This window comes from Roseovarius sp. (assembly GCF_030373445.1).
GTDB lineage: Bacteria > Pseudomonadota > Alphaproteobacteria > Rhodobacterales > Rhodobacteraceae > Roseovarius.
Map to the genome: position 1 here is coordinate 35,142 of NZ_JAUCYU010000012.1, position 23,081 is coordinate 58,222.

At 66.6% G+C, this 23,081-nt stretch carries 24 protein-coding genes; 10 read left to right on the top strand and 14 right to left on the bottom strand.

The window, feature by feature from the left end:
* The first annotated feature begins 133 nt into the window (after positions 1-133).
* Together QUV18_RS19155 and QUV18_RS19160 are read left to right on the top strand one after the other, a co-directional pair.
* A complete protein-coding gene (locus QUV18_RS19155) occupies positions 134-1,258 on the top strand; it encodes an aminodeoxychorismate synthase component I (RefSeq protein WP_300895696.1) in 1,125 nt (374 codons plus the stop codon).
* Positions 1,213-1,854 carry an aminotransferase class IV family protein gene (locus tag QUV18_RS19160; RefSeq protein WP_300895697.1) on the top strand — a complete coding sequence of 214 codons (642 nt, stop codon included), beginning with the start codon at positions 1,213-1,215 and terminating at the stop codon, positions 1,852-1,854. Before QUV18_RS19155 ends, QUV18_RS19160 begins: the two co-directional genes overlap by 46 nt.
* A gap of 36 nt (positions 1,855-1,890) precedes the next feature.
* Here the strand turns inward: QUV18_RS19160 and QUV18_RS19165 are convergent, their stop codons facing one another.
* Entirely contained in the window at positions 1,891-3,123 is a 1,233-nt protein-coding gene (locus tag QUV18_RS19165; protein ID WP_300895698.1) for a cyclopropane-fatty-acyl-phospholipid synthase family protein, read from the bottom strand.
* Between the two features lie 262 nt (positions 3,124-3,385).
* On the opposite strand from QUV18_RS19165, the gene aspS reads away from it, so the two are divergent.
* Complete coding sequence (gene aspS / locus QUV18_RS19170) at positions 3,386-5,167, top strand: aspartate--tRNA ligase (protein ID WP_300895699.1); 1,782 nt, start codon at positions 3,386-3,388, stop codon at positions 5,165-5,167.
* A gap of 15 nt (positions 5,168-5,182) precedes the next feature.
* On the opposite strand, the gene QUV18_RS19175 is transcribed toward aspS, so the two are convergent.
* The gene (locus QUV18_RS19175; RefSeq protein ID WP_300895700.1) at positions 5,183-5,659 is read right to left on the bottom strand and encodes a hemerythrin domain-containing protein; all 477 of its coding nucleotides are present in this window, start codon (positions 5,657-5,659) and stop codon (positions 5,183-5,185) included.
* Between the two features lie 162 nt (positions 5,660-5,821).
* Here QUV18_RS19175 and QUV18_RS19180 point away from each other — a divergent pair, with 162 nt between their 5' ends.
* From QUV18_RS19180 to QUV18_RS19190, 3 genes are all read left to right on the top strand, one after another.
* Positions 5,822-7,207 (top strand): DUF1800 domain-containing protein, encoded by a 1,386-nt coding sequence (locus QUV18_RS19180; RefSeq protein WP_300895701.1) that lies wholly within the window; start codon positions 5,822-5,824, stop codon positions 7,205-7,207.
* 14 nt (positions 7,208-7,221) lie between these two features.
* Positions 7,222-8,475 (top strand): DUF1501 domain-containing protein, encoded by a 1,254-nt coding sequence (locus tag QUV18_RS19185; RefSeq protein ID WP_300895702.1) that lies wholly within the window; start codon positions 7,222-7,224, stop codon positions 8,473-8,475.
* Positions 8,476-8,592: 117 nt separating this feature from the next.
* On the top strand, positions 8,593-9,309 hold the full coding sequence (locus QUV18_RS19190) for a GNAT family protein (RefSeq protein ID WP_300895703.1): 717 nt from the start codon (positions 8,593-8,595) through the stop codon (positions 9,307-9,309).
* A 110-nt stretch (positions 9,310-9,419) separates the two neighbouring features.
* Here QUV18_RS19190 and QUV18_RS19195 read toward each other — a convergent pair whose 3' ends face one another.
* Positions 9,420-10,136: a response regulator gene (locus tag QUV18_RS19195; protein ID WP_300895704.1), complete on the bottom strand. Its 717-nt coding sequence runs from the start codon at positions 10,134-10,136 to the stop codon at positions 9,420-9,422.
* Between the two features lie 172 nt (positions 10,137-10,308).
* Between QUV18_RS19195 and mce the strand changes: the two genes are divergently transcribed.
* Complete coding sequence (gene mce / locus QUV18_RS19200) at positions 10,309-10,713, top strand: methylmalonyl-CoA epimerase (RefSeq protein WP_300895705.1); 405 nt, start codon at positions 10,309-10,311, stop codon at positions 10,711-10,713.
* On the top strand, positions 10,713-11,000 hold the full coding sequence (locus tag QUV18_RS19205) for a DUF1467 family protein (RefSeq protein ID WP_300895706.1): 288 nt from the start codon (positions 10,713-10,715) through the stop codon (positions 10,998-11,000). The genes mce and QUV18_RS19205 overlap by 1 nt, the downstream gene beginning before the upstream one ends.
* A gap of 184 nt (positions 11,001-11,184) precedes the next feature.
* Here QUV18_RS19205 and QUV18_RS19210 read toward each other — a convergent pair whose 3' ends face one another.
* Positions 11,185-11,643: an Lrp/AsnC family transcriptional regulator gene (locus QUV18_RS19210; protein WP_300895707.1), complete on the bottom strand. Its 459-nt coding sequence runs from the start codon at positions 11,641-11,643 to the stop codon at positions 11,185-11,187.
* A 123-nt stretch (positions 11,644-11,766) separates the two neighbouring features.
* Here QUV18_RS19210 and QUV18_RS19215 point away from each other — a divergent pair, with 123 nt between their 5' ends.
* Entirely contained in the window at positions 11,767-11,973 is a 207-nt protein-coding gene (locus QUV18_RS19215; RefSeq protein ID WP_300895708.1) for a DUF6356 family protein, read from the top strand.
* Positions 11,974-11,979: 6 nt separating this feature from the next.
* On the opposite strand, the gene QUV18_RS19220 is transcribed toward QUV18_RS19215, so the two are convergent.
* The 8 genes from QUV18_RS19220 to QUV18_RS19255 form a co-directional block, all read right to left on the bottom strand.
* Positions 11,980-12,315 (bottom strand): SMR family transporter, encoded by a 336-nt coding sequence (locus tag QUV18_RS19220; RefSeq protein ID WP_300895709.1) that lies wholly within the window; start codon positions 12,313-12,315, stop codon positions 11,980-11,982.
* A gap of 132 nt (positions 12,316-12,447) precedes the next feature.
* Positions 12,448-13,662: an NADP-dependent isocitrate dehydrogenase gene (locus QUV18_RS19225; RefSeq protein WP_300895710.1), complete on the bottom strand. Its 1,215-nt coding sequence runs from the start codon at positions 13,660-13,662 to the stop codon at positions 12,448-12,450.
* Positions 13,663-13,752: 90 nt separating this feature from the next.
* On the bottom strand, positions 13,753-15,957 hold the full coding sequence (locus tag QUV18_RS19230) for an NADP-dependent isocitrate dehydrogenase (RefSeq protein WP_300895711.1): 2,205 nt from the start codon (positions 15,955-15,957) through the stop codon (positions 13,753-13,755).
* Positions 15,958-16,100: 143 nt separating this feature from the next.
* Complete coding sequence (locus QUV18_RS19235; RefSeq protein ID WP_300895712.1) at positions 16,101-17,333, bottom strand: multidrug effflux MFS transporter; 1,233 nt, start codon at positions 17,331-17,333, stop codon at positions 16,101-16,103.
* 174 nt (positions 17,334-17,507) lie between these two features.
* The gene (locus QUV18_RS19240) at positions 17,508-18,179 is read right to left on the bottom strand and encodes a metal-binding protein ZinT (protein ID WP_300895713.1); all 672 of its coding nucleotides are present in this window, start codon (positions 18,177-18,179) and stop codon (positions 17,508-17,510) included.
* Positions 18,180-18,339: 160 nt separating this feature from the next.
* Positions 18,340-18,717 carry a potassium channel family protein gene (locus tag QUV18_RS19245; RefSeq protein WP_300895714.1) on the bottom strand — a complete coding sequence of 126 codons (378 nt, stop codon included), beginning with the start codon at positions 18,715-18,717 and terminating at the stop codon, positions 18,340-18,342.
* 18 nt (positions 18,718-18,735) lie between these two features.
* A complete protein-coding gene (locus tag QUV18_RS19250) occupies positions 18,736-19,386 on the bottom strand; it encodes a DsbA family oxidoreductase (protein ID WP_300895715.1) in 651 nt (216 codons plus the stop codon).
* Positions 19,373-20,899, bottom strand: coding sequence for a class I adenylate-forming enzyme family protein (locus QUV18_RS19255; RefSeq protein WP_300895716.1), 1,527 nt, complete (start codon positions 20,897-20,899; stop codon positions 19,373-19,375). The genes QUV18_RS19250 and QUV18_RS19255 overlap by 14 nt, the downstream gene beginning before the upstream one ends.
* A gap of 65 nt (positions 20,900-20,964) precedes the next feature.
* On the opposite strand from QUV18_RS19255, the gene QUV18_RS19260 reads away from it, so the two are divergent.
* A complete protein-coding gene (locus tag QUV18_RS19260; RefSeq protein ID WP_300895717.1) occupies positions 20,965-21,588 on the top strand; it encodes an XRE family transcriptional regulator in 624 nt (207 codons plus the stop codon).
* 173 nt (positions 21,589-21,761) lie between these two features.
* Here the strand turns inward: QUV18_RS19260 and QUV18_RS19265 are convergent, their stop codons facing one another.
* Positions 21,762-22,454 (bottom strand): EI24 domain-containing protein, encoded by a 693-nt coding sequence (locus tag QUV18_RS19265; RefSeq protein WP_300895718.1) that lies wholly within the window; start codon positions 22,452-22,454, stop codon positions 21,762-21,764.
* On the bottom strand, positions 22,451-23,029 hold the full coding sequence (locus QUV18_RS19270) for a nitroreductase (protein WP_300895719.1): 579 nt from the start codon (positions 23,027-23,029) through the stop codon (positions 22,451-22,453). The genes QUV18_RS19265 and QUV18_RS19270 overlap by 4 nt, the downstream gene beginning before the upstream one ends.
* Positions 23,030-23,081 lie beyond the last annotated feature (52 nt).

Genomic DNA, 23,081 nt, shown 5'->3' on the forward strand with positions numbered 1-23,081 from the left:
TGGCGGTTATATCCATCACGCGCCTCTGTGCAAGGGGGATCGCAAAGCCGTGTGGACCTGCCGTTTTTGGGGGTGAAGGCCGCGGCCGGACGGCGTAGGCAGGCGGGGGGAGGCGAAAGAAGGATGCGGTGTGATGCAGATTCGCTTCGATCATGGCCCGGATGGCGGGCCGGCCCTCTTCGGGGCGCCCCTCCGGCTCATCACGGCCGATACGCTGTCGGAGGTGTCATCGGCGCTTGCTGCACTGGACGAAGCCCGCGCCTCGGGCGCGTGGCTTGCCGGGTTCGCGAGCTACGAGCTGGGCTATGCGCTCGAGCCGCGGCTGGCGCCCCTGATGCCCGCGACCCGCCGCCTCCCGCTCCTGTCCTTCGGTGTCTACGAGGCGCCGCAGGCTGCAGCCGCCCTGCACCCGGGCCCGGCCACGCTTGACCGGTTCCGCCCGGCATGGTCCGAGGCCGACTACACCGCCGCCTTCGAGCGCGTGCACGCCCTCATCGGCGCGGGCGACATCTACCAGGCCAACCTGACCTTCCCCGCCACGATGGAGGCCACCGGCACGCCAGAGGCGCTCACCACCGCTCTCACGGCCATCCAGCCGGTGCGCCACGGCGCGCTTGTCACCGGCCATGACGGCCCCGACATCCTGTCACGCTCGCCCGAGCTGTTCTTCCGCACCGATGCGGCGGGCCGGATCGAAACCCGCCCGATGAAAGGCACCCAGCCCCGCAGCGATGACCCGGCCGAGGACGCCCGCCGCCGCGCCTTCCTCTCGACCGACGAAAAGAACCGGGCCGAGAACCTGATGATCGTCGACCTGCTGCGCAACGACATCAGCCGCGTCTGCACCCCCGGAAGCGTCCGCGTGCCCGAACTCTTCGCCGTCGAGAGCTACGAGACGGTGCACCAGATGACATCGCTCGTCACCGGCCGGATGCGCGGCGGGACGGGCCTGTCGGACATCTTGCGCGCGCTCTTCCCCTGCGGCTCGATCACCGGGGCGCCGAAACTGCGGGCGATGGAAATTCTTGCCGAGCTGGAGCCCACCCCGCGCGAGATCTATTGCGGCTCGATCGGCTGGGCCGCGCCCGACGGGCGGGCCGAGTTCAACGTGGCCATCCGCACGCTGATGCTGGAAGGGACGAAGGCCGTGCTCAACGTGGGCGGCGGCGTCGTATATGACAGCACCGCCCCATCCGAATACGAGGAGGCGCTATGGAAAGCCCGCTTCGCCCGCCGGCTGACCCCGGCTTTCGCCTGATCGAAACCTGCCTCTGGACGCCGGAGGGTGGCATCCACCGGCGCGCCCGGCACCTCGCGCGGCTGAACGCCACGGCGGATCGGCTCGGCATCGTGCCCGTGGGCGTCGCGGCCGCGCTCGACGCGGTGAACGGGCAGGGGGCGCTGCGGGTGCGGCTGACGGTCGATGCCGAGGGACAGGCAGAGGTGACGTCACAGCCCTTCGCGCCACTGACCGGGGGGACGGTCTGGCGCGTGGGGTTTGCCGGGGAACGTGTGACGGCGCGTGATCCTTGGCGGCAGGTCAAGACCACCGAGCGCGGCATCTATGACCGCGCCCGGGCCACGATGCCGGAGGGGGTGGAGGAACTGCTTTTCCTCAACGAATGTGGCGAGATCTGCGAAGGCACGATCACCAGTATCTTCGTGGAAACCGAAAAGGGCCTGCTGACCCCGCCGCTTTCCTCCGGCGCGCTGCCCGGTATCCTGCGCGCCGAATTGCTGGAAACCGGACAGGCGCGCGAGGCCGTGCTTACGCCCCCCGATCTGCAGTCCGCGAAACGCCTCCATGTCGGCAACGCCCTGCGCGGCCTGATACCGGTCACGCTCGCCACATGATGGCGGGGCGCGCCTGCAAGGGCGCGCCGGGCGGAGCTACTCCGCCGCGTGCCGCAGGTCGTCCTTGTCATCCGGGCAATACAGGTAATCCCGCGTCAGCGGCACCGCGTCCTGCTGCTTGGTGATCTGGAACTGGAACACCACCTGCCGGTTATGGCGGAACGTCATCTCGCAGGCGAGCAGGTAATAGCGCCACATCCGGCAGAATCGCTCGTCATAGAGCTCCCGCGCGCGGTCGATATTGGCCATGAACCGGTCGTGCCAGTGGCGCAGCGTCTCGGCGTAATGCAGGCGCCAGACCTCGACATCGGTCGCGAACAGGTCCTGGTTCTCGATCGGCCGCATCGCTTCCGACAGGGCCGGGCAATAGCCGCCGGGGAAGATGTATTTCAGGATCCACGGGCTCGTGGTGCCCGGCGGGTCGGACCGGCCGATCGTGTGGATGAGCGCGATGCCGTCATCGGTCAGCAGGCGCTTCACCGTGCGGAAATACTCCTCGTAATGCGGGATGCCCACGTGCTCGAACATGCCGACCGAGACGATCCGGTCGAACTGCCCCTGCACGTCGCGGTAATCCATCAGCTCGAACTTGCAGCGGTCTGCCAGCCCGGCCTCCTCGGCGCGCTTGTTGGCCATGTTGTACTGCTCGGTCGAGAGCGTCACGCCGGTCACCTCGGCGCCGTAATCGCGCGCCAGCGTCAGGCCCATGCCACCCCAGCCACAGCCGATATCCAGCACCTTCATGCCCGGCTCGATCAGCAGCTTGCCGGCGATATGGTGCTTCTTGGCCGCCTGCGCCTCCTCCAGGGTCATGTCGGGGCGGCGGAAATAGGCACAGGAATATTGCCGGTCGGTATCGAGGAACAGGTCGTACAGCTCGCCCGACAGGTCATAGTGATGCGCGACATTCGCCCGCGACCGGCCAACGGGGTTGAATTGCTGCAGGTAGCGCATCATATGCCGTCCAACCGCAAGCGGCTTGCGGAACCACGGGTCGCCCTGCATCCCGACGTTGCGGATGGCCAGTTCGAGGAAGCCGGACAGGTCGTCGTCGCCGATGGTCAGGCGCTCGTCCATATAGGCCTCGCCGACCGCCATGTCGGGAGACATGATGATCTTGCGGGGCAGGGCCGGGTCGTGCAGCGTCACCGCGATCGGCTTGCCGGATCCGTCGCCATACTGCCGCGTCGTGCCGTCAGGAAAGGTAAGCCGGAAATCGCCGACATGCATGAGATGGGTGAGAAACCCATCGAAAATCTTGTCCCACATGTTTCACCCCATCTTGGTCTTGCGGATCTGCGCCCACCCACGGCGCCCTGTCGCGATGTAGTAAAACCTACCCAAAAACATCCGGTTCCCCCGGCTTTCTGCTCGCTAGCCGGTATTTTTGCCGAAAATCATGCACCTGTAAACGATTTTGCAACCTTTCCGTGGCGGCTGGCAAGGCGCCGCCCCTTGACTTTGCCCTCCCGGCCATGTGTATCGGCGCGGACCGAGAGCAAGGGCCGCCCGGGCCTGGTGAGAGGGTATCATGCACGCATTCCGCAGCCACACCTGCGCTGAACTGACCAAGTCGAACGTGGGCGAGACCGTCCGCCTGTCGGGCTGGGTGAACCGCATCCGCGACCATGGCGGCGTTCTGTTCATCGACCTGCGCGACCATTACGGCATGACCCAGGTGCTCTGCGACCCCGACAGCCCGGTGTTTTCGCAGGTCGAGAAGGTCCGCTCGGAATGGTGCATCCGCATCGACGGCACCGTGAAGGCGCGCGACGAGAGCCTCATCAACCCGCGCATTACCACCGGCGAGATCGAGGTCTATATCCGCGACATCGAGGTGCTGGGCGCCGCGGCCGAGCTGCCGCTCATCGTCTTCGGCGACCAGGAATACCCCGAGGAAACCCGCCTGCGCTACCGCTACCTCGACCTGCGCCGCGAGGCGATGCAGCGCAACATGACGCTCCGTTCCGACGTGGTCGCCTCCTTCCGCCGCCGCATGTGGGAGAAGGATTTCCGCGAGTTCCAGACGCCGATCATCACCGCGTCCTCGCCCGAGGGCGCGCGCGACTTCCTCGTGCCCTCGCGCCTGCACCCGGGGAAATTCTACGCCCTGCCGCAGGCCCCGCAGCAGTTCAAGCAGCTGATCATGATGTCGGGCTTCGACAAGTATTTCCAGATCGCCCCTTGCTTCCGCGACGAGGATCCGCGCGCCGACCGCTCGCCCACCGATTTCTACCAGCTCGACATGGAAATGTCCTTCGTCACCCAGCAGGACATCTTCGACACCATCGCGCCCGTCATCGCGGGCGTGTTCGAGGAGCATGGGCAGGGCGCCAAGGTCGACGACCCGGCCAGCTGGCCGCAGATCCCCTACAAGGAAGCGGCGCTCAAATACGGCACCGACAAGCCCGACCTGCGCAACCCGATCGAGATGCAGGACGTCTCGGACCATTTCCGCGGCTCGGGCTTCGCGATCTTCGCCAAGCTCTTGGAACAGGACGGCACCGAGATCCGCGCCATCCCGGCGCCCACGGGCGGCAGCCGCAAGTTCTGCGACCGGATGAACAGCTTTGCCCAGAAAGAGGGGCTGCCGGGGATGGGCTACATCTTCTGGCGCGACCAGGGCGAGGGGATGGAGGCGGCCGGCCCGCTGGCCAAGAACATCGGGCCCGAGCGCACCGAGGCGATCCGCGAGCAGCTGGGTCTCGGCGTGGGTGATGCCGCCTTCTTCCTCGGCGGCAAAGCGCAGGCCTTCGAGCGCGTCGCCGGCAAGGCCCGCGACGTGATCGGCGAGGAGCTGAACCTCACCGAACAGAACCGCTTCGCCTTCGCCTGGATCGTCGACTTCCCGATCTACGAGAAGGACGAGGAGACCGGCGCCATCGACTTCGAGCACAACCCCTTCTCGATGCCGCAGGGCGGGATGGAGGCGCTCGAGGGCGACCCGCTCGCCGTCAAGGGCTACCAGTACGACCTCGCCTGCAACGGCTACGAGATCGTCTCGGGCGCCATCCGGAACCACAAGCCGGAAATCATGTTCAAGGCCTTCGAACTGGCCGGCTACGACGAGGCCGAGGTGCGCAAACGCTTCGGCGCCCTCGTCAACGCCTTCCAGTACGGCGCACCCCCGCACGGCGGCTGCGCGGCGGGCATCGACCGGATCGTAATGCTGCTGGCCGGCACCTCGAACATCCGCGAGGTCATCATGTTCCCGATGAACCAGCGTGCCGAGGACCTGATGATGAACGCACCGTCAGAGCCGACCAGCGATCAGCTTATGGAGCTGGGCCTGCGGGTGATCCCGCAGGAATAGATCGCGACCGCGGGGTCAGTCTTCCAGGCTGTCCTCGCGCTTCTCCTCGATCAGCCCGCGCTCCTCTTTCTTGCGCTTGAGGAAACGGTCGCCGAAGGCCTCGTCCTCGCCCGCGTCGAACACCTCCTTGGCGCGGGAGAAGACGTCTTCCTCCTCCTCGTCCATGTGGTGCTCGTAATCGTGCTTCAGCGTCTCGAACCGCTGCAGCCACCCGGGCGAGGACATGTCCTTCTCGTTCAGCTCTTCCATGATATCGTCGAGCTGCTGGTGCTCGTGCACCGAATGCCGGGCGGCATCCTGGCCCCAGGTCTTGTTCATCAGCTTGGAATAGAACGTCTCCTCCTCGGCGGCGGCGTGCGATTTCACGTCCTCGTAGAAGGTTTTCCACGCCTTGCGGCGCTCCTCGCTGTCGCCGGACGTGTCGGCGATCTGGTCCAACAGCTTGCGATGGGTGTCGTGGTCATCCTGGATAGCATCGTAGATCGACGGCATGTCTCGGTTCCTTGGGTTACGTCAAAAACGTACCAACGCAGAGCCTTCGGCGGAGTTCCGCACGCCGCCGCGTCAGGCCTCACAAAGCTGCGACGGAAGGTGAAACGCCGCCCGTTCCATGCTATGTACCACGTGACGTTCCGCATTTTCCGAGACTGACCGATGAGCTTTGACCCCGAACGCGCGGCGATCCGCTTTGGATGCGGACTTTCGCCGCGCATCGCCCCCCCGGACTCAGCCGAGGCGATGCTGTCGCAACTGACCGGCCGCGACCGCGCGGCCGAGGCCTTCCCCGTGCCCGGTTTCCAGGCGGCGGTGGCGCATTACGTGGCAGTCCGCGCCGCGCGCAAGGCCCTGAGGGCCACGAAGACCGAGGCAGACCGGGAGGCAAAGCTGAAAGCCCGGAAAAAGGTCGAACGCGCCATGTCAGACGACGGAAGCCGCTGGTTCGCCAGCACAATGCTGCGCCGTGCCCTGACCGAGGACGGGTTCCGCGAACGGCTGGTGGCCTTCTGGTCGGACCATTTCACCGCCTTCGAACAGGGCGGCCCCCTCCGGTTCAGCCATGTCACCTATACCGAAGAGGCGATCCGCCCCCACGTGGCCGGCCGCTTTGCCGATCTGCTGCGCGCCTCGGCCACCCACCCGGTGATGCTGCGCTATCTCGACCAGTCGCGCTCGGCCGGGCCGAACAGCCAGGCGGCGGAGCGGCGGGAGAAGATCGGCGGGCTGAACGAGAACCTCGCCCGCGAGATGCTGGAACTGCACACGCTCGGGGTCGAAGGCCCCTACACGCAAACGGATGTGCGGCAACTGGCCGAGCTTCTGACCGGGCTCAGCTACAGCATGAAGGCCGGGTTCAAGTTCCGGCCCGGCCTGGCCGAGCCCGGCGCCGAAACCGTGTTGTCGGTGGAATACGGCGGCAACAAAGCCCGGCTCGAGGACATATACGCCGCCTTCGAGGACCTGGCGCGCCACCCGGCCACGGCCCGGCACATCGCCCGCAAGCTGGCGGTGCATTTCGTCTCTGACCGGCCCGACGAGGCGCTCGTCGATGCCATGGCTGCGCGCTATGCCGAAACCGACGGCAACCTGCCCGAGGTCTATGCCGCGATGCTCGAACATCCCGCCGCATGGGCGGACCAGCCCGGCAACATCAAGCAGCCGGTGGATTTCATAGGCTCCAGCCTGCGCGCGCTCGACATCGTGCCCCGCGCCCTTCCGTCGGGCAAGTACGGGCGGATGCGGAGGATGTTCTTCACGCCCCTGCAACTGATGGGGCAGGACTGGGGCCGCCCCGCCGGGCCCGACGGCTGGACCGAAAGCGACGCCGAATGGATCACGCCGCAGCGCCTGTCGGCCCGGCTGATCTGGGGGATGACCATGCCCTACGAGCTGCGCCGCGCGCTGCCCGACCCGCGCGACTTCGTCGAGACCGCCCTTGGCCGCCGCGTTCCGGAAGAGGTGCGTTTCGCCGCCCGCGCCGCCGAAACCCGGGCCGAGGGGATCGGCATCGTGTTGTCCTCCCCCGCCTTCCAGCGCATGTAGCAAGGACCATTGCCATGACCCGCCAGACCCTGTCCCGCCGCCTGTTCCTGACCCGGTCCGCGGCGCTTGGCTGTTCGCTCGCCGCGAGCCCGCTGATGACGCCGGTGACCATGGCCAGCGCGCCGGGCGAGAACCGCCTCGTGGTGCTGATCCTGCGCGGCGGGCTCGACGGGCTCGATGCCGTGCGCCCCTATGGTGCGCCCGAGTTCGACAGCTACCGCGGCCGCCTGCTCGACACTGCGGTGCCGGGCGAGCTCGATCTCGACGGGTTCTACGCCCTGCACCCGGCGCTTGCGCCGCTCATGCCGCTCTGGCAGGCGGGCGAGTTGGGCTTCGCCCATGCCGTCTCGACCCCCTACCGCGACAAGCGTAGCCATTTCGACGGGCAGGATATCCTCGAGGCCGGCACCGCCTCGCTCGACCGCGCGCCGGATCGCGATGGCTGGCTCAACCGCCTGCTGCAGGGGCTTCCGGACGCCGAGGCCGAGACCGCCTATGCCATCGGCCGCTCCGACATGCTGCTGACCCGCGGCAAGGCGGACGTGTCGAACTGGTCGCCCGACGCCGCCCTGCCGCTCAGCCCGCAGGCGGAGAAGCTGCTCGACATGGTCATGCATGACGACCCGCTCTTCCGCGACGCCACGGCCGAGGCGATCGCCCTTTCGCAGATCAGCCTGGGCCTGTCCGCCGATGCGGTCGAGGGGGAGGACGCGCTCGACAGTTCCGGCATGATGGGCGCCATGCAGGACAGCATGGCCGGCGCCGGCAAGAAGGGCGGGCTTGACGAGATCGCCCGCTTCGCCGCCGGCCGCCTGCGCGAGGAGACCCGCATCGCCGCGTGGTCGGTCAACGGGTTCGACACCCATGCCGCCCAGTCGAAGCGCCTGCCGCGGGCCTTGACGGACCTCTCCGACACCCTCCTCGCCCTGCGCGAGGCGCTGGGCCCGGTCTGGGAAAAGACCGCCGTCGTCGCCATGACGGAGTTCGGCCGCACCGCGCGCGCGAACGGCACCGGCGGCACCGATCACGGCACCGGGGGCGCGATGCTCTTTGCCGGCGGCGCGCTGCGCGGCGGCCGGGTGGTGGGCGACTGGCCGGGGCTGGCCGAGGCCGACCTCTACGACCGGCGCGACCTGATGCCCACACGCGACGTGCGCGCCCATGCCGGCTGGATGATGCGGCAGCTCTTCGGGCTCGATACCGGGCTGATCGAGCGCAGCGTCTTTCCGGGCGTCGAGCTCGGGGCCGACCCGAAGCTGATCCTCTGACCCGGTCGGCGGGGCGCCCCCGCGCCGCCCGCCAGGCAACCGGTCGCGTTTTCCTTTCCAATTTCCGCGCGGCGGGCCTATCCTGCCCCCAAAATGCAGGCAGAAGAGGGCAATCCGATGCAAGATGCGCGGCCACTGGGGCCGGCCGTTCCCGACTGGACACCGCCGCCCCTGCCCGGGGGCGAGGCGATGGCGGGGCGCTACGCCGAGCTCGAGGCGCTTGACGCCGACCGCCACGCCGCGCTGCTCTACAAGGCGTTCGACGGGCATGACACCGTCTGGGACTACATGCCCGACGGTCCCTTCGCCTCGGCCGCGCAGTTCCATCGCTGGATGCGCGGCGCCACCCAGCGCGACGACATCCTGTTCCACGCCATCCGCGACAAGGTCAGCGGCACCTATGGCGGCTTCGCCTCCTACCTGCGGATGCAGCCGGCGGCGGGCTCGATCGAGGTGGGCTTCATCGCCATGTCGCCCCAGCTTCAGCGCACGCGGGCCGCGACCGACGCGATGTACCTGATGATGAAATGGGCCTTCGAGGCGGGCTATCGCCGCTACGAATGGAAATGCGACGCCCTGAACCGCCCCTCGCGCCGGGCCGCGCAGCGGCTGGGCTTCACCTACGAGGGCGTCTTCCGGCAGGCCACCGTGGTCAAGGGGCGCAACCGCGACACGGCGTGGTTCGCCGTGATCGACAAGGAGTGGCCCGCGCTGGAGGAGGCCTTCCGTGCCTGGCTTTCGCCGTCGAATTTCGACGACGAGGGGCACCAGAAGGAACGGCTGAGCGATCTCACCCGCCTGGTGCGCGCCGGGTCGGACCCCACGCTGAAATAGCCACGCCCGCGAGGGGCGCCTCGGGCACCCGGGCCCTCTCGACAGCGCATCCGGGAGCGGACGGGGTCGAACCCGAGCATTCCGGTCCATCGCACCCGCCCCAACGCCCGTCAGATCGCCGCCCGGCTTTCGATCCGGGCATGCACCATCTGCATCAGCCGCGCCACCTTCTCGCGCTGCGGATCGCCCTGGCACCGGCTGCGGGCCAGGTCGCTCGCCGCGCGTTCCAGCGTGTAATCCCGTGCCGAGCGGGCCACGCCGCCCAGGAACTGCACCACGTAATCGATCGTCGGCCCGTCCTGCCGCTGTTCCAGCAGGGTGGCCACGTGGGACATGTCATCGCAGAACGCCACCCGGTCGGGGCTGACCGCCTCCTGCGCCACGGGGCGCGGGCCGCTGGGCACCGCGTCGGGCGGCAGGGCCGACAGGATCGCCTCCTGGAACGTGGCCAGGCTGTCGAGCGGCTTGGCCAGGAACCCGTCCGCCCCGGCCGCCAGTGCCTCTGTCTCGGCCCTGTCGTCGCCGCTCAGCCCGAGCAGCACACCCACCCGCGGTACCGCGCGGGCCAGCTCGTCAATCAGGTCGAGCCCCGAGCCATCGGGCAGCCCCATGTCGATGATCGCCGCCGAGGGCCGGTACACCTTCAGGTGCCGGCGTGCCGAGGCGAGGCAATCCGCCCGCCTGATCCGCGCGCCGCTGCGCAGGCACATCAGGCGCAGGGTCTCACAGGTATAGCGGCTGTCCTCGACCACGAGGATGGTCATGCCCAGAAGCGGGCGGCTAGCCGTCGGCCGGGTCTGGCTGCGGAAACTGTCGGGCGTTGTCATCGGCTGCTCCCTTGCTGCGATGCGACTCACGCTAGGTCATCACGCCTAACGAACGGTTAAGCGCCGCCGGGCGGGCCGGGCGGGTCGGGGGGGGGTGCGCTGTCCTGCCGCTTGCACGCGCCCCGCCGCCCCGGCATAACGGCCCCAGCCAACCAGCCCGAAGGATGCCCCCATGATCGGACGCCTGAACCATGTCGCCATCGCCGTGCCCGACCTCGAGGCCGCGGCCGACCAGTACCGCACCGCGCTCGGCGCAAACGTGGGCGCACCGCAGGACGAGCCCGATCACGGCGTCACCGTCATCTTCATCGAGCTGCCCAACACCAAGATCGAACTGCTCTACCCCCTGGGCGATGACAGCCCGATCAAGGGCTTTCTCGAAAAGAACCCCTCGGGCGGCATCCACCATGTCTGCTACGAGGTCGACGACATCCTCGCCGCGCGCGATCACCTGAAGGAAAGCGGCGCCCGCGTGCTGGGCTCGGGAGAGCCCAAGATCGGCGCCCATGGCAAGCCGGTGCTGTTCCTGCACCCGAAGGATTTCAACGGCTGCCTCGTGGAACTGGAGCAGGTCTGATGGGCATCGCCTCCGGCATCGTCCTGTTCATGGTGGTCTGGTTCATGACCTTCCTCGTCGTGTTGCCCCTGCGCATCCAGACGCAGGGGGAGGCGGGCGACGTGGTGCCGGGCACCCATTCCGGTTCGCCGGAAAAGCATCACCTGAAGAAGAAGGCGCTGATCGTGACGGGGATCTCGGCGGTGATCTGGTCGATCCTTGCCTATATCATCCTCTCGGGCATGATCACCGTGCGCGACATCGACATGTTCGACCGGATGGGCCCCGCGACGGAAGAAGCTTCCTGAGGCCGCTCCCCGTCCCGGACCCCGATCCGGGGCCTCTCGGTGTCGAAACGCAACGTCCGCTCCGTTAATCCGGCGGGTGTCGGTCAAGAACACCGACAAAATACCGACGTTATACCGACGCGATACCGATACCCGGTTCTCCCGCCATATCAACGCGTTAACCCCGATTCGCGGGCAACTCCCGTCACAGCGGCAATTCCGTCGTCTCCTTGATCTCCTCCATCACGAACGATGCCGAGACATCCCCCATCGGCACCTTCGCCACCAGCCTCTGGTACAGCCGGTCATAGCCCTTCATATCCGCCACCCGGGCCCGGATCAGGTAGTCGAGCTCCCCCGTCATCCGGTAGACCGCCTGCACCTCCGGCATGGCCCGTGTGGCCCGCGCGAACCGCTCCAGCCAGTCGGCATCATGGGCGGCGGCCTTGATCTGCATGAACACCGTAAGCCCGAAGCCCAGCGTCTCCGCATCCAGCAGGGCCACGCGTTTCCGGATGATCCCCGCCGCCTCCATCGCCTTGACCCGCCGCCAGCAGGCGTTGCGCGACAGGCCCACCCGCTCGCCCAGCTGGTCGAGTGGCAGGTCGGCATTGCGCTGAAGTTCGGTCAGGATTCGCCGGTCGATATCGTCAATTTCGCTCATGAAAGGCAGGTTACTTGGGATATCCTCCCAATATCAACCCGCATCACCGCGAGAATGGGAAAACTGCCACGGCGCGCCGCGTTAAACATATGGCAAGGATATTGGCGCAGACAGGAGCACACGATGATCACGAAAACCTTCCTCGACCACCCCCGCAGCGTGGATGAAACCTATCTCGAACACGCGGCCTTTGCCGGCAAGTTCAGTGTCAGGCTCTTCGCCGCAGGGTTCTGCGCGCTGGTCCACGCCGTCATCCCCTGCCTGTTCGAGAAGACGGCCAGCCGGATGATTGCCGAGATGTACGCCAAAACCCACAATCGCGGGTCCTGAGCGGGGTCAGTGGGTGGCAGTTTTCGAATACAGGTTGATCACCACGATGCCCGCGACGATCAGCGCCATGCCCAGGAGCGCCGCAAGATCGACCCCCTGCTTGAAGAACAGCCATCCGAGGAACGCCGTCAAACAGATGCCCAGCCCCGACCAGATCGCGTAGGTGATGCCCAGCGGCATGAATTTCAGCACGATCATCATCAGGTAGAAGGCCGAGCCGAACCCGGCCACCACGCCCACCGAGGGCCAGAAACGGGTGAATTGTTGCGATGCCTGAAGACAGGTTGACCCAACCCCTTCGCAGAGAACGGCCAGCAGCAGGATGAGGTAGATCTTCAGCATGACACATGCACCTTGTGACGAAATGGGCGGGAGTCGCGCCCATATCGCAGGGGTTTCACGGCAGGGTCAAGCGACGCCGCACGCGGTTGTGGGCCGCCTGCTGCCTTCCTGCCACCGGGTGTGCCGGGGTGCCTAGCCGGCGAGCGCCTTGTCGAGGTTTTCATCGATCTTCTCGAGGAATCCCATCGTGGTAAGCCAGCCCTGATCGGGCCCCACCAGCAGGGCGAGGTCCTTGGTCATCGACCCTGATTCCACCGTCTCGACGATGACCCGCTCCAGCGTGGTGGCAAACGTCATCAGGGCCTCGTTGCCGTCCAGCTTGGCCCGGTGCTTCAGCCCGCCCGTCCAGGCATAGATCGACGCGATCGAGTTGGTCGAGGTCGCCTCGCCCTTCTGGTGCTGGCGGTAATGGCGGGTGACGGTGCCATGCGCGGCCTCGGCCTCGACGATCTTGCCGTCGGGCGTCATCAGCTGCGAGGTCATCAGGCCCAGCGAGCCGAAGCCCTGCGCCACGGTGTCCGACTGCACGTCGCCATCGTAGTTCTTGCAGGCCCAGACGAAGCCGCCGCTCCACTTCATGGCACAGGCGACCATGTCGTCGATCAGCCGGTGCTCATAGGTGATCCCGGCCTCCTCGAACTTGTCCTTGAACTCCGTGTCGAACACCTCCTGGAACAACAGCAGGAACTGGCCATCATATTGTTTCAAAATGGTATTCTTGGTCGACAGGTAGAGCGGCCAGCCCATCGAAAGAGCATAGTTCATCGACGCCCGCGCGAAATCGCGGATCGAGTCGTCGAGGTTGTACATGCCCATGTAGACGCCGGAGGAGGGGGCGTCGAACACCTCCTTCTCGATCACTTCGCCGTCTTCTCCGACGAACTTGAGGCTCAGCTTGCCGGGCCCCGGAAACTTGATATCCGTCGCGCGGTACTGGTCCCCGTAGGCGTGCCGCCCGATGACGATGGGCTTGGTCCAGCCCGGCACGAGGCGCGGCACGTTGCGGCAGATGATCGGCGCCCGGAACACCACGCCGCCCAGGATGTTGCGGATCGTGCCGTTCGGGCTGCGCCACATCTCCTTGAGGCCGAACTCCTCGACCCGTGCCTCGTCCGGCGTGATGGTGGCGCATTTGACGGCGACGCCCACTTCCTTGGTCTTCTCGGCGGCGTCGATGGTGACCTGGTCGCTCGTCGCATCGCGATTCTCGATCCCGAGATCGTAGTAGAGCAGGTCGATATCGAGATAGGGCAGGATCAGCTTCTGCTTGATGAAATCCCACATGATGCGGGTCATCTCGTCGCCGTCCATCTCGACGATGGGGTTGTCTACCTTGATCTTCGACATGTCATGCTCCTCGGCAAGGGGGCCTGCAAAAGAAAACGGGCCGCCTTGGGGATGACCCAGGACGGCCCGTCTTGCAAGGGGAAGGGACGGTTAGCCCATGATCGCGTTCAGCGTTGCACTGGGGCGCATGACCGAGGCGAGCTTCTTGTCATCGGGGTGGTAATAGCCGCCCGTGTCGGCCGGCTTGCCCTGGACGGCGGCCAGTTCGCCGGTGATCTTTTCCTCGTTTTCCGCCAAGGCCTTGGCGATGGGTCCGAACTCCTCGGCCAGGGCGGCATCGTCGGATTGCGCGGCAAGTGCCTCGGCCCAGTAGCGGGCGAACCAGTAGTGGCTGTCGCGGTTGTCGGGCTCGCCCACCTTGCGGCTGGGCGACCGGCCGTGATCGAGGATGCCCTGCGTGGCGGTCTCGACCGTTTCGCCCAGCACCCGGGCGCGGGCGTTGTCCTTGGAATCGCCCAGGAACTTGAAGCTTTCCCCAAGCGCGCAGAACTCGCCCAGGCTGTCCCAGCGGAGGTGGTTCTCCGACTGCAACTGTTGGACGTGTTTCGGGGCCGAGCCGCCGGCGCCCGTCTCGAAGAGGCCACCGCCGTTCATCAGCTTGACGATCGACAGCATCTTGGCCGAAGTCGCCAGCTCGAGGATCGGGAACAGGTCGGTCAGGTAGTCGCGCAGCACGTTGCCGGTGATGGCGATGGTGTTCTCGCCCTTGGTGATGGTCTCGAGGCTGGCGCGGGTCGCCTCGCGGGGGGCCATGATCTCGAACTTGTCGGCCACGCCTTTCGCCTCGAGAATCGGCTTCACGAAGCTGATCAGCTCGGCATCATGTGCGCGGTTTTCGTCGAGCCAGAAGATGGCGCGGTAGCCGGTGGCCTTCTGCCGCTCGATGGCGAGGTTCACCCAGTCCTCGATCGGCGCCTTACGGGCCGAGGCGGAGCGCCAGATGTCGCCTTTTTCGACCTTGTGCTCGTGCAGCACGGTGCCATCTTCCAGCACCATCTTGACGGTGCCGTCTTCCGGGATCTCGAAGGTGGTCGGGTGGGAGCCGTATTCCTCGGCCTTCTGTGCCATCAGGCCGAGGTTCTGCACTGTGCCGGCGGTGGCCGGGTCGAGTTTTCCGTTGGCTTTGAAGAACTTGATCGTCTCGTCATAGACCGGCGCGTAGGAGCTGTCGGGGATCACGCAGACCGCGTCGTGCTCCTTGTTGTCCGGGCCCCAGCCCTTGCCGCCCGAGCGGATCAGGGCGGGCATCGAGGCGTCGATGATCACGTCGGAGGGCACGTGCAGGTTGGTGATGCCGCGATCGCTGTCGACCATGTACATGGGCGGGCGGGTGCCGCGGGTTTTCTCAATGGCTTCAAGGATTTCGGGCTTGTCCTTGACTCGTTCCAGCAGGTCGCCGAGCCCGGAGTTCGGGTTGACGCCGGCGGCCTTCATCTCGTCGCCGTATTTCTCGAAGACGGGTTTCAGCCATTCCTTGACCGCGTGGCCGAAGATGATCGGGTCGGAGACCTTCATCATCGTGGCCTTCATGTGCAGCGAGAAGAGCACGCCTTCGGCCTTGGTCTTCTCGATCTCGTCGGCGAGGAAGGCGTCGAGGGCCTTGGCACTCATGTAGGTGGCGTCGACAACGGTGCCTTCGGGGTAGCTGACGCCGTCTTTCAGGACGGTCTCGCCACCCGAGGTTTCGAGGACAATCTTTGCCGTTGCCGCCTTGTCGAGGGTTGCGGATTTCTCGTTGGAAAAGAAGTCGTTATCCGACATGGAGGCAACGCGGGTCTTGCTGTCGGAGGTCCATTCACCCATGCGGTGCGGGTTGTTCTGGGCGAATTTCTTGACCGGGGCCGCGGCGCGGCGGTCGGAGTTGCCTTCGCGCAGGACGGGGTTCACCGCCGAGCCCTTGATGGCGTCGTAGCGGGCGCGAACCTCCTTTTCCTCGTCGGTCTTGGGGTCGTCGGGGTAGTCGGGGATGTCGAAGCCCTGGCCCTGGAGCTCGCGCACGGCGGCGACGAGCTGGGGCACGGAGGCCGAGATGTTGGGCAGCTTGATGACATTGGCCTCGGGCTGTTTCACCAGCTTGCCCAGCTCGGCAAGGTCGTCGGTGACGCGCTGGTCGTCCTTCAGCCTGTCGGGGAAGGTGGCGAGGATACGGCCCGCCAGCGAGATGTCCTTGGTGCCGATCGACACGCCGGCGGCGGCCGCGAAGCGCTGGATGATCGGCAGAAGCGAGGCGCTGGCAAGCTCGGGTGCCTCGTCGACCTTGGTGTAGACAATATCGGGATTGGAGTTGTCGGCCATCGGTGATCCCTCTTGATCCGGGTAAGACGCGTTTGGGCGCGTCATAGCCTATCACGGCGCCTCTGGAAAGACGGTATGCGACTGTATACTAAAAAAGTGACGACACGCAGGCGGGAGGCCGCGCAGGGGCGCGCACGGCGGGGTCAGCCTTCGTAATGCTCGATCTTTTCCAGCTTCCGCATCAGCAGGGTGCCGCCAAGCACGCAGGCGAGCACACCGGTGAGAAGCGGCAGGGGCGTGCCGTTGAACGACAAGCCCACGGGCACGGTCAGGATCACCGAGCCGACCGTGCCGATGCTGGCGATGACGCTGGCGGCCATGCCGGCGATGTGGCCCAGGGGCTCCATCGCGAGGGCGTTGAGATTGCCGAGCGTCAGCGCCGCCTGGAAGAAGACGGTGGTCTGCCACGCGACGTAGACCGCGAAGTCGATTCCCGGCGGCAGGCCGATCAGGAAGAGGGTCAAGGTGATCGCGGTCAGGCAGACCTGGGCCATGAGCGCGAAGCTGACCAGCCGCCGCATGCCGAGCCGCATGACCAGCGCCGCGTTGACGAAGCTGCCGGTGCCGGCGAGCAGGGCGATGACGAAAAACCAGTAGGGGAAATCGTCGGTGCGGCCGAAGGTGGCGCTGAAGATCTGCTGGATCGAGCTGATCGAGGAGAAGAGCGTGGTGAAGCAGAGAATCTGCACGGCGATCGACAGGCGGACTGTGCGGTAGGACAGCACCTCCTTCACCGCGCTCCAGAGGGCGCGGGGGCGGAAGGGGCGGCGGCGTTCGGCGGGCAGGGGTTCGGCGAGGCGGAGCAGCATCCACAGGGTCGTGCAGATGGTGAAGAGGATGAAGATGGCGAAGATGCCGCGCCAGCCGGTGAGCGCGATGACGCCGCTGCCGGCGAGGGGGGCTATGGCGGGGACGAGGGTGAAGACCATCATCACGAAGGAGATCAGCCGCGCCATCTCGCGCCCGGCATAGAGGTCGCGGATGATGGCGAGCGCGACGATGCGGGCCGCGGCGGCGCCGAGCCCCTGAAGGATGCGCGCCGCGACGATCAGTTCGAGCGAGGGCGCGATCATCGCCATCAGCGCGCCGGTTATGTAGACCGCCGCGCCCATCAGGATGACCGGCTTGCGCCCGAAACTGTCGGAGAGCGGGCCGGTGAAGAAGGTGCCGCAGCCGAGCCCCAGAAGGAAGGAGGCCACGACGAGCTGGGCCCGGTTGACCGCGTCGGGGGTAAGTTCCGCGCCGATCCGTGGCAGGGCGGGCAACATCGCGTCGATGGAGAACGCGACGGTGGCCACGAGCATCGCCATGAGGGCGACGAATTCGATGCGCCCGATGGGCGCGCGGCCGGGCTGGGGAGTTTCGGAAACGCTCATCCTTGGGCGCTAACACGCTGTGCAGACATGCGCCATAGGCGGGTTGCGCACATAGCGAGGGCCGTTCATGCACATATGCGGGCGGGAACCTTTCCGGCCGGTTAACATGCCGAACCGGAGGTGGCGCGCGCCCCGCAACAGGGATGAGCGGGGACGCGCGCCGGGTGACGGGCCCTAGTGGGCCGTCATCTCTTCGACGATCTGGTCAACGGTCAGGTCGGCCGGGTAGTAGGTGGGCCAGTTGGTGACCTCTTCGAGCAGGGCGGCGCGGTCGTCGCCCCAGTAGAGGTGGTAATGGTCGGCCTTGGCGGGGGCGATGCGGTGGTCGCTGAACTGGATGTAACCTGGGGCCGCGTCGTCGCCTCCGGTCTTTTCGAAGATGAAGCGGACGCCGCGGTTGCCCTTCTTGTAGGTCAGGATCTCGTAGCCGTCATCGGCATAGGTGCCCGAGACGGCGCTGTCGCCCTCGTGGAAGGTGACCTGATCGCCGGCGATCTCGATGCGGTCGACATCGGTGGCGTAGCCGATCTCGTAATAGGCGCGGTATTCCTCGGCGGTCTTGTCGCCGTGCTCGGCCTTGTGCTCCATCACCGGGGCGAGGCTGCCATCCACCAGGTAGGGGTAGACCGATTGCCAGTCGCCTTCCCAGTCCGACAGGGGGCGGGACGCGATCTGGCTGTCCTCGAAGTAACCCTTGTAGATATCGGATTGCTGATTGGACTCGGCGTGGGAATGGTCGTGATCGTGTGATTTCCCTGTTGAGTCCGAGGCCAGCGCGGGGGCGGAGAGGGCGAGCAGGGCGCCGGTGGCCAGGGCAGCGGTGCGTCTGAGGAAGAGCGTTTGCATGTGGTCTTTCCCTTTCGGGTTGGTGTTGGAAGGGCCGGGCGGGCGAGCCGTCCGGCTGATTCGGTACGTTATATCGTAACATAAAAAGCCTTAGAACACCTGCGCCGGGGTGGCAACGGGGCGCGGGGCGGGTTTGGCGGGGAAAGGTGTTGACGGAGGATTACCGCCGGGGGGGATCCGGCCGGGTGTCGGTATTGGCGGCGTGGTCCTGCGCGTCGTCATGGACGTGCGGCGCGTGGCGGACCTTGCCGATCAGCCACTCGGTATGCTCCTTGCGTTGACGCATCGCGAAGGCACCGAACTGCTGGATGGCAACGGCGAAGATGCCGAGGCCCACGAAGATGAAGATCGTGGTGCCGATCTTGCCCGTCGCGGTGGCGGGCACCAGCTCTCCGTATCCCACGGTCGAGAGGGTCACGACGGTGAAGAAATAGCTGTCGATCCACGACCAGCCCTCGACATGGTGGAAGAAGATCGTGCCGCCGATGATGATGGCCGGCAGGGTGGAGAATAGGGCGATGACGCGGCGCCAGTTCATCCCTTGCCCCCTCGATCCTCAGCCGTTGCCGGCCTGAGCGGGCTGGTTGTTGAGCTCGTCGATCACCTTGATCCAGAGCTCGGGCGGCTGACAGCCGGGCACGGCGTGCTTGCCCGCGACGATGAAGGTGGGCACGCCGGTGATCCCCATTTCACGAAAACCGGCGTCCTTCTTGTGGATACCTTCGAGGTCGGCATCGGATTTGAGCAATTTCAGCACCACGGCGGCATCCATCTCGGCCCCGTCGGCAATGTCGGCCAGCGTGTCGTGATCGGCGATATCGCGACCCTCGTGGAAATAGGCGCGGAAGAGCGCCATGGCGACGGCCATCTGCCTGCCCTCGATGCCGGCCCAGTGGATCAGGCGGTGGGCGTCGAGCGTGTTGGGCGTGCGCTTGATGCCGGCGAGGTTGAGGTCGAGCCCCGCGGCCTCGGCCGCCTCGACGATGGGGGCATAGGCGCGCGCCGCGCCTTCCTGCCCGCCGAATTTCTTTTCGAGGTAAACGTGGCGGTCCATCCCCTCGGGCGGCATGTCGGGGTTGAGCTGGAACGGGTGCCACTCGATCTCGAACGGGTGGTCGGGGCGCTCGGCCAGCGCCTTGTCGAGCAGGGTTTTCCCGATATAGCACCAGGGGCAGATCGGGTCGGAGATGATATCAAGCTTGACCATGGAGCGCCTTGTAGATCGGCCGCAATTCGCGGCGCAGGATTTTGCCGTTCGCGCCGGTGGGCAACGCGTCGAGGTGGAAGAAACCGCGGGGGCATTTGTAGCCTGCCAGCCGCTCTTTCGCAAATGCGTGCAGTTCGGCCTCGGGAAGCGGTTCGGGGCCGGTGTAGAAGGCCATGATCAGGCGGGCGTCGGCCTTGACCTCGATATCGGTGACGGCGGTCTGAAGGATGCCGGGGTGGGCGTTGAGGACGGCCTCGACCTCCATCGGGGAGACGCGGAAGCCGCCGGCGTTCATCATGTCGTCGGCGCGGCCGAGATAGGTGATGGCGCCGGTGCCGTCCATCGCGCCCTGGTCGCCGGTGAGGAACCAGTCGCCGCGGAATTTGCGGGCCGTGGCCTCGGGCGCGCCGAGGTAGCCCAGCATCAGGCCGGGATCGGAGCGGTGGACGGCGATGGTGCCTTCCTCGCCCAGGGGCACGGGGCCGTCTTCGCCGACGATCGCGACGCGGCGGCCGGGCTGGGGGTAGCCGAGCGTGCCGCGCGGGGCCTGGTGGCCCGGCGCGGCGGAGATGAAGGTGGAGCATTCCGACATGCCGTAGGCCTCGAAGATCTCGGTGCCGGTGGCGGTTTTCCAGGCGTCGCGGATGGTGTCGGCGAGTTTTTCCCCGGCGGAGAGGCCGTGGCGGAGTTTCGGCAGGTCGAGGGCGGTGCCGTCTTTCAGGAATTTGCGGTAAACGCCCGGGGCCGCGGCGAAAATCGTCGCGTCGTGGCGTTTCATCAGCAGGGGAAGCTGGGCCGCGTCGATGCCGGATTGGGGGATGAGGGCGGTGGCGCCGGTTGTCCACGGGTCCATCAGGCCGGTGCCGAGCGTGTAGGTCCAGTTGAAGGCGCCGGCGTGGCAGAGGCGGTCGGTCTCGCGCAGGCCGGACCAGCCGTCGACCATCATCTGGCGGGCCCAGATGGCGCGGTGGGCATGCATCACCGCGCGGGGCGTGCCGGAGGTGCCGGAGGTGTAGATGATGTAGGCCATGCGCTCGGGGTCGCCCATGTCGTAGGCGGCGGGCGGCAGGGTGCGCATGGTTTCAAGGGTGTCGGGGGTGATGACGGGGATGTCCGTCTCGGGGCAGGCGATGGCGGGGTCGCGGAGGATGGCGCCGGGGGTGACGGTGGCGATGATGCCCGCGACCTCGCGCTCGGTGAGCTGCGAGGAGGTGGGCACGGGAACGAGGCCCACGGCAATGGCGCCGAGATAGGCGATGGGGAATTCGACGGTGTTGCCAAGGCGCATGAGCACGCGGTCGCCGGGCTGGAGGCCCGCCTGCAGGAGGCCCGTGCCGGTGCCGAGGACCGCCGCTTTCAGCCGGGCGTAGCTCCAGCGTTCGGCGCCGGAGAGGCCGAGGACGGCGAGCGCCACCTTGTCGGGCGTTTCGTCGGCGTGCCGGAGGACATGCGCCGCGAGGTTGAAGGGCGCGGGGCAGGGCGCGAAGGCCGGTGAATTCGTCTGCGACAACATGGCATTGCTCTAGGCACAGGCGGGCTCAGTTGCAAGTCGTTCGGGCCGGGCGTATAGCGTTTGACATGAAGGAAACGCTGCCCGGAAACCTCATCAGGATCTCGCGCCAGGACGGGGCGGAGGAGCAGGCCGAACCGCTCAACCTCGGCGAGCGGGTGCGGGAGCTTCGGAAGGGGCGCGGCTGGACGCTGGAGCAGGCGGCGAAGCAGGCCGGGCTGGCGAGATCGACCCTGTCGAAAATCGAGAACGGCCAGATGTCACCGACTTACGAGGCGTTGAAAAAGCTGGCCGTTGGCTTGCAGATCTCGGTGCCGCAGCTGTTCACGCCGCCGCAGCGGGACCAGATCAGCGGGCGGCTGGCGGTGACCAAGGCGGGCGACGGGACGCATCACGCGACCACCACGTACGAGCACGAGCTGCTGGGCGAGGCGCTGAGCAAGAAGCGGATGCTGCCCTATCGGGCGCGGATCAGGGCAAGGTCGGTCGAGGAGTTCGACGGCTGGGTCCGGCATGATGGGGAGGAGTTCCTCTACGTGCTGACCGGGGTGGTGCGGCTGTTCACCGAGTTCTACGAGCCGATCGAGATGCGCCGGGGTGACAGCGCCTATTACGACGCGACGATGGGGCATAACGTGGTGTCGGTCAGCGACGAGGATGCCACGATCTTGTGGGTGACGTCGCTGGCCTGACGACTCGGTGGTTAACGGCGTTGTTTTGCTGGGATTCCAACGTCGGTATCACGTCGGTATTCTGTCGGTATCGTGTCGGTGCGGGGTCGGTGGCCGGGGGCCGTTGACACAAGGCGCGTTGCGCAACGGCCCGGCTTTAACCCTATTTTGAGATTCGCCGGCCAGGGTGCGGGTCAGGCGTTGCCCGCAAGCCGGTGATAGATGTGGGTGAAGGTCGCCGCGCCGAGGATCGGGATGATGAGATTGATGAGCGGGATCGAGAGCGGCAGGGCCATCAGGATGCCGGCGAGCCAGATCGTCGTTACGTGGCGGCGGCGTTCTTCCTTGGCCTTCTGGCGGCCCACGCGGCGGATGGCGACGAGGGTGAAATACTCCATGCCCAGGAGGTAGCCGTTCATCGCGTAAAAGATGAATGGCGCGGCGGGCGTGAAGAAAACGTAGAGGACGAAGGCCAGGAGGTTGGCGGCGATGATGATGCCGAGGAAATTGATCGTGTCCTTCACCGCCTCGCCGAAAGGTGTGCGGTTGGCCGGCGGCAGGCGCGGGTAATGGCGGTCTTCGACGGCCTGTGCCACCTCGTCGAGGAACATCGACGTGATGGCCGAGGCCACCGGCACCATCAGGAAGGCCGAGAGGAACAGCATCAGGAAGAGGGAACCGACGCTGAGCAGATCGCCGACCCAGGTGACCTCGCCCACGATGGGGAGGTTGGTCGTCTCGCCCGTCAGCCATTCGATCACGGCGAGGAGCCCGGCATAGGTGGCGATCAGCAGCGCCAGCGTCAGGCCGATGCCGAGGATCAGCACCTTGCGGAACCGCGGGTCGCCCAGCTGGCCCAGGGCCTTGAAGAAGCTCGAGAAGATCATTCGCTTACCCAGGTGGTGATGGCCTCGAGATCGGGGCGGGGGCGTTCCGGCGGGGCCGAGGTTTCGGTGCCGATATGGATCAGCCCGGCGATGCGTTCGCCAGCGTCGAGGCCGAAGCCCGTCTCGACGAAGTCGCGGTCATGGACGGCCCAGCCGGTGAGCCAGTTGGCGCCCCAGCCCGAGGCCAGCGCGGCGTTCAGGAGCGCGAGGCAGACGGCCCCGGCGGAATAGGTCTGTTCGAGGAGCGGAATTTTCCCCGAGGGTTTCTGCACCTCGACCACGGCGATGGCGAGATGGGCGTCGGTGTACTGGGCGCGGGCCTTGGCGATATCCTCGGGCGGTTTGCCGAGCCGTTCGCCGCATTCGTCGATCAGCGCGGCGAGGCGCAGGAGGGCGTTTCGTTCCAGAACGATGAAGCGCCAGGGTTCGAGCTTGCCGTGGTCGGGGCTGCGGGCCGCGGCTGTCAGGATCGGCGCGAGCGCCGCGCGGTCGGGTGCCGGCGTGGTGAGCGTCTTGGCGGGGCGCGAGCGGCGGTTGAGCAGAAACTCCATCGCGGCCGGGTTCGGATCGGGCATGCCTAACTTCCTGTCCTGTTGCGCGCTTACATGTCGGGTGCCAGCGCGCGGG

Bases quoted from the DNA above. Each gene is read 5' to 3' on its own strand.
- QUV18_RS19240 (WP_300895713.1), bottom strand. From the start codon at position 18,179: ATGCAAACGCTCTTCCTCAGACGCACCGCTGCCCTGGCCACCGGCGCC.
- QUV18_RS19215 (WP_300895708.1), top strand. From the start codon at position 11,767: ATGATCACGAAAACCTTCCTCGACCACCCCCGCAGCGTGGATGAAACC.
- QUV18_RS19225 (WP_300895710.1), bottom strand. From the start codon at position 13,662: ATGTCGAAGATCAAGGTAGACAACCCCATCGTCGAGATGGACGGCGAC.
- aspS (WP_300895699.1), top strand. From the start codon at position 3,386: ATGCACGCATTCCGCAGCCACACCTGCGCTGAACTGACCAAGTCGAAC.
- mce (WP_300895705.1), top strand. From the start codon at position 10,309: ATGATCGGACGCCTGAACCATGTCGCCATCGCCGTGCCCGACCTCGAG.
- QUV18_RS19165 (WP_300895698.1), bottom strand. From the start codon at position 3,123: ATGTGGGACAAGATTTTCGATGGGTTTCTCACCCATCTCATGCATGTC.
- QUV18_RS19205 (WP_300895706.1), top strand. From the start codon at position 10,713: ATGGGCATCGCCTCCGGCATCGTCCTGTTCATGGTGGTCTGGTTCATG.
- QUV18_RS19260 (WP_300895717.1), top strand. From the start codon at position 20,965: ATGAAGGAAACGCTGCCCGGAAACCTCATCAGGATCTCGCGCCAGGAC.
- QUV18_RS19220 (WP_300895709.1), bottom strand. From the start codon at position 12,315: ATGCTGAAGATCTACCTCATCCTGCTGCTGGCCGTTCTCTGCGAAGGG.
- QUV18_RS19190 (WP_300895703.1), top strand. From the start codon at position 8,593: ATGCAAGATGCGCGGCCACTGGGGCCGGCCGTTCCCGACTGGACACCG.
- QUV18_RS19235 (WP_300895712.1), bottom strand. From the start codon at position 17,333: ATGAGCGTTTCCGAAACTCCCCAGCCCGGCCGCGCGCCCATCGGGCGC.
- QUV18_RS19270 (WP_300895719.1), bottom strand. From the start codon at position 23,029: ATGCCCGATCCGAACCCGGCCGCGATGGAGTTTCTGCTCAACCGCCGC.
- QUV18_RS19195 (WP_300895704.1), bottom strand. From the start codon at position 10,136: ATGACAACGCCCGACAGTTTCCGCAGCCAGACCCGGCCGACGGCTAGC.
- QUV18_RS19255 (WP_300895716.1), bottom strand. From the start codon at position 20,899: ATGTTGTCGCAGACGAATTCACCGGCCTTCGCGCCCTGCCCCGCGCCC.
- QUV18_RS19265 (WP_300895718.1), bottom strand. From the start codon at position 22,454: ATGATCTTCTCGAGCTTCTTCAAGGCCCTGGGCCAGCTGGGCGACCCG.
- QUV18_RS19230 (WP_300895711.1), bottom strand. From the start codon at position 15,957: ATGGCCGACAACTCCAATCCCGATATTGTCTACACCAAGGTCGACGAG.
- QUV18_RS19245 (WP_300895714.1), bottom strand. From the start codon at position 18,717: ATGAACTGGCGCCGCGTCATCGCCCTATTCTCCACCCTGCCGGCCATC.
- QUV18_RS19210 (WP_300895707.1), bottom strand. From the start codon at position 11,643: ATGAGCGAAATTGACGATATCGACCGGCGAATCCTGACCGAACTTCAG.
- QUV18_RS19185 (WP_300895702.1), top strand. From the start codon at position 7,222: ATGACCCGCCAGACCCTGTCCCGCCGCCTGTTCCTGACCCGGTCCGCG.
- QUV18_RS19250 (WP_300895715.1), bottom strand. From the start codon at position 19,386: ATGGTCAAGCTTGATATCATCTCCGACCCGATCTGCCCCTGGTGCTAT.
- QUV18_RS19155 (WP_300895696.1), top strand. From the start codon at position 134: ATGCAGATTCGCTTCGATCATGGCCCGGATGGCGGGCCGGCCCTCTTC.
- QUV18_RS19180 (WP_300895701.1), top strand. From the start codon at position 5,822: ATGAGCTTTGACCCCGAACGCGCGGCGATCCGCTTTGGATGCGGACTT.
- QUV18_RS19175 (WP_300895700.1), bottom strand. From the start codon at position 5,659: ATGCCGTCGATCTACGATGCTATCCAGGATGACCACGACACCCATCGC.
- QUV18_RS19160 (WP_300895697.1), top strand. From the start codon at position 1,213: ATGGAAAGCCCGCTTCGCCCGCCGGCTGACCCCGGCTTTCGCCTGATC.